This window comes from Shewanella sp. GutDb-MelDb (assembly GCF_002836075.1).
Classification (GTDB): domain Bacteria; phylum Pseudomonadota; class Gammaproteobacteria; order Enterobacterales; family Shewanellaceae; genus Shewanella.
Map to the genome: position 1 here is coordinate 1 of NZ_PJBM01000036.1, position 3,331 is coordinate 3,331.

The 3,331-nt window shown below is 39.4% G+C and carries 5 protein-coding genes; 1 reads left to right on the plus strand and 4 read right to left on the minus strand.

The annotated features are described in order from the left end of the window. Window positions 1-188, plus strand: a 188-nt coding sequence (locus tag CXF82_RS00885; protein ID WP_180961148.1) for a hypothetical protein, incomplete at its 5' end; no start/stop codon positions are given. Between the two features lie 371 nt (window positions 189-559). Here CXF82_RS00885 and CXF82_RS00890 read toward each other — a convergent pair. The 4 genes from CXF82_RS00890 to CXF82_RS00905 form a co-directional block, all read right to left on the minus strand. After that, entirely contained in the window at window positions 560-877 is a 318-nt protein-coding gene (locus tag CXF82_RS00890) for a hypothetical protein (protein WP_101090201.1), read from the minus strand. A gap of 271 nt (window positions 878-1,148) precedes the next feature. Beyond that, complete coding sequence (locus CXF82_RS00895) at window positions 1,149-1,403, minus strand: hypothetical protein (RefSeq protein ID WP_101090265.1); 255 nt, start codon at window positions 1,401-1,403, stop codon at window positions 1,149-1,151. A gap of 90 nt (window positions 1,404-1,493) precedes the next feature. Then, window positions 1,494-2,834 (minus strand): NAD(P)/FAD-dependent oxidoreductase, encoded by a 1,341-nt coding sequence (locus CXF82_RS00900; protein ID WP_102043512.1) that lies wholly within the window; start codon window positions 2,832-2,834, stop codon window positions 1,494-1,496. Window positions 2,835-2,870: 36 nt separating this feature from the next. Beyond that, window positions 2,871-3,331, minus strand: a 461-nt coding sequence (locus CXF82_RS00905) for a GNAT family N-acetyltransferase (RefSeq protein WP_102043513.1), incomplete at its 5' end; no start/stop codon positions are given.

Below are 3,331 nucleotides of genomic sequence, written 5' to 3' on the forward strand. Positions count from 1 at the left end.
AAAAAAAAAAAAAAAAAAAAAAAAAAAAGAAAAAAAAAAAAAAAAAAAAAAAAAAAAAAAAGAAAAAGAAAAAAAAAAAAAAAAAAAAAAAAAAAAAAAAAAAAGAAAAAAAAAAAAAAGAAAAAAAAAGAAAAAAAAAAAAAAAAAATAGTCGGCAGCGTAAGATGAGTATAAGAGAAAGAGGTTAAACTTGATCGTGGCCCATTGTTTTGTTTATCAAATGGAAGCATAACATTGCGGTGATTACCGTTAGTAGACCTGTTCCAGCGAGTAGCTACAACATCATTGGACAAAGTGCTGTAACACATTCCAAAAATGGAATTGAGATACACAGTGAGAATGAAGCGTAACTTGTCTTGAATAACGGTAAAGGCTGCGCGAGGAAAACTAGCTGGAAATAACATATGACGTATAAGTAACAGCGTTTGATAGGAGCAACTAATGACAATCACAGCTCTTAATAAAAAAGAGCTGTTGGCATTATGATTCGCAGCGTGCTTAGTCAAATCGCGGAGTGGGTTATTCCCTTTAATAGCGGGTTTGTATGAGAGCGTTCTGGCTAATTAATTCTTTTTTTGCATAACGCTTCGTCAATGATCTCAATATTTTGATCAATATAACTAAGTAAGATTGATTTTTCTGTATTGCCAAGTAGTGAGTCTAATACAATTCGATGTAGCTCTAATGATTCTGATTTATGAGTGAGCAGGATAAGCGATGAGGCATTTACACTATTCAAAGCACGTTTCAATAATGCAGCCTGGGTCAGTTTCATTGACGTTTTTACAGTATCCGTTAACATTGCTAATCTTTCGTCATTAACAATTTGTGCCGCTAGTCCTGTGTGTTGCAATTGATTCTGTTGTGTAAAGTACATATGTCACCCTTCATCATAAATGGAATAAAAACCACCTTTGATATGGATTATATGTGCCTCTAGCTGTATCCGTGCTGAATGGGCGAACCGAATACACTCATAATTTTCACTCGAAAAACCATCGCTAACAGCGTTTAAAGGGCACAGTTCAGTGCGTATTCAATCAAATATGGAAGCTCGATGACTTCCATATTGAGTAGCATAATGCACAATACGCAACACTGAATATCCGAGATATGACGCTGTAGAATCTTGTACAACTGAAAATGAATTAGCTACGCTTTATTCTAACGACTTTAAAAACATCTATCTCAAAGCCTGCAATACCTTCAGTTCCGCTGTAGTACGTCATGTTAACGTTGGCATCCTTAAGACTTTTGTACTTCTTCCGTCTTTTGAATTTGAAAGGCGTATCACAACCTTCAATCATTACAGTGTGCAAAACCCATTCCTCTTTCTCTCTTTGAATATGCGATAGAACCTTCACATCCTCAGAGTGGGTAAGTTCATCGTGGTTCTCTAACATTTTATCAACAGGATGCTTCTTCACTAACGGTTCCTCAAAAAATTGTAATCTATAAAGGTAGCACAGCTACATAAAACCAGCTGACTTTGGTTATAAAAATCTATCTCGTAGCCAACCATAATGATAGTAGCCCCATTGTCCTACGCGTCTAAATTTAGGCAACGGGAATTTAGGCAGCTCATTATCATACAAAGGTAAACTGGGGACTTTATGACCCGTAATCTGTTGCGCCAATCGAAAAGCGGCTTGCGTACTAAATGATACACCAGAACCGCAGTATCCTAGACTATAACCCACGCTATTATGACAAAAAACATGCGGCATATCATCTAAAGTTGCAGCTATCCATCCAGTCCAGTTATATGCAATCGACTTATTTGCTAACGAGGGGAAGCATTGTGTCATCGCAATCTTTAATCGGCGTTGAAAGACAGCGTCGTATGCATCCCTCCCCCATATTGCGCCTCGCCCCCCAAACAGTAAGCGATTATCAGGCAATAGTCGATAATAGTACTTTAGAATACGCGTATCCATGGTGACTTGATGTGTTTTCAAACCACAAGTAACCAACTCATCTTCCGTTAATGGTTCCGTGACTATCACATTACTTAATATAGGAAGAAATCGATTATCGATGCGAGGGTTAAATTCATTTGGAGTATAGGCATTACCCGCGGTAATGACTTTATTGACCCTTAACTCACCCTCTGACGTGATTAAACGATGTTTTCCATTTTCCTCTATCCAGCCTTCAACACAACTATGCTCACAAAGCGTTACACTCTGTTTATTTAGCAATGACTTATAACCCAAAAGCAGCTTTAGTGGATTGACACCAAATCCATCTTCAAGTCGTAATGCGCCATAAGCTTGGTGATGATCCATGTACTCATTTTTAAGTGTTGACGCATCTATGAATTGGGCATCTTCACCGAGATGTGTTGATATAAATGAAGCTGTATCTCTTAACTGCGTCAGTGCTTTGGGGTTATGCGCGACTTTAATGTACCCCTTAGGTTGTGGGTCACATTTGATATCATAGTCTTGAATTAGCCCGTCTACGCGCTCAACGGCTTGGCTAAATTCGTTATAGATGCCCTTCGCTGTATTCAAGTCCCAACGTTTGGCCATTTGAGAATAACCTAAACGGCCAGCCCCTTTTAGAACAAAGCCAGCATTGCGAGCGCTTGCGCCAAAACCAACCTGATTTGCCTCGAGGACACATACATCTACATTATAGCGTTCTGCCAAATAATGCGCCGTTAGTAGGCCTGTGTACCCGCCACCGATAATAGCAACGTCTGCAGTTTGACTGCCACGGAGACTTTTATTTGCCTCACCTAAAGACACAGTACTAGCCCAATATGAATCGCAGGGACTTAGGTTCGCTGGTGACTTATGTTTTAAAGGATCAAATATTCTGCTATTCATAATAAGGCTTTTTAACGTATTCAAAAGAGTTTGTTATTAGAAAATGAGTAGCATTTCACATGCAACGCAGTGACAGCTAGGTCCACAAAGCACGCAATTATAATCTGGGTGCTCAAGGGTATTATTCCAACGATCAGGATGTTCTTTTATCAGTACACCGCCAGCCTTGGTAAAATAGCGAACAGCTGAATTATGCGGGCTTTGTTGCCACAAATGACTCACACCCGCGATTGCACCTTGCTGTTTTAGTGCGCCAATAGCAGCATTAAGTAACAAACCACCAATACCCTTGCCGCGAGCATCAGATGCTACGGTGTTGCATTTAAAGTAGCCAACTTGAGATTGATCTACTCCCCAACGATTTGGTGTACACCACAGGTCGATAGGCCATTGACCAGCGGCATACGTTAATCTAAAGCCCAATAGTCGGCCAGATTCAATGGCAACAAAACAACTGTTGATGCCGTTACTATTGCCTTTATCTACAATGCTTTGTA

What these genes read in the sequence shown, in the direction of transcription:
- CXF82_RS00900 (WP_102043512.1), bottom strand. Translation starts at nt 2,834, where the DNA reads ATGAATAGCAGAATATTTGATCCTTTAAAACATAAGTCACCAGCGAAC.
- CXF82_RS00895 (WP_101090265.1), bottom strand. Translation starts at nt 1,403, where the DNA reads ATGTTAGAGAACCACGATGAACTTACCCACTCTGAGGATGTGAAGGTT.
- CXF82_RS00890 (WP_101090201.1), bottom strand. Translation starts at nt 877, where the DNA reads ATGTACTTTACACAACAGAATCAATTGCAACACACAGGACTAGCGGCA.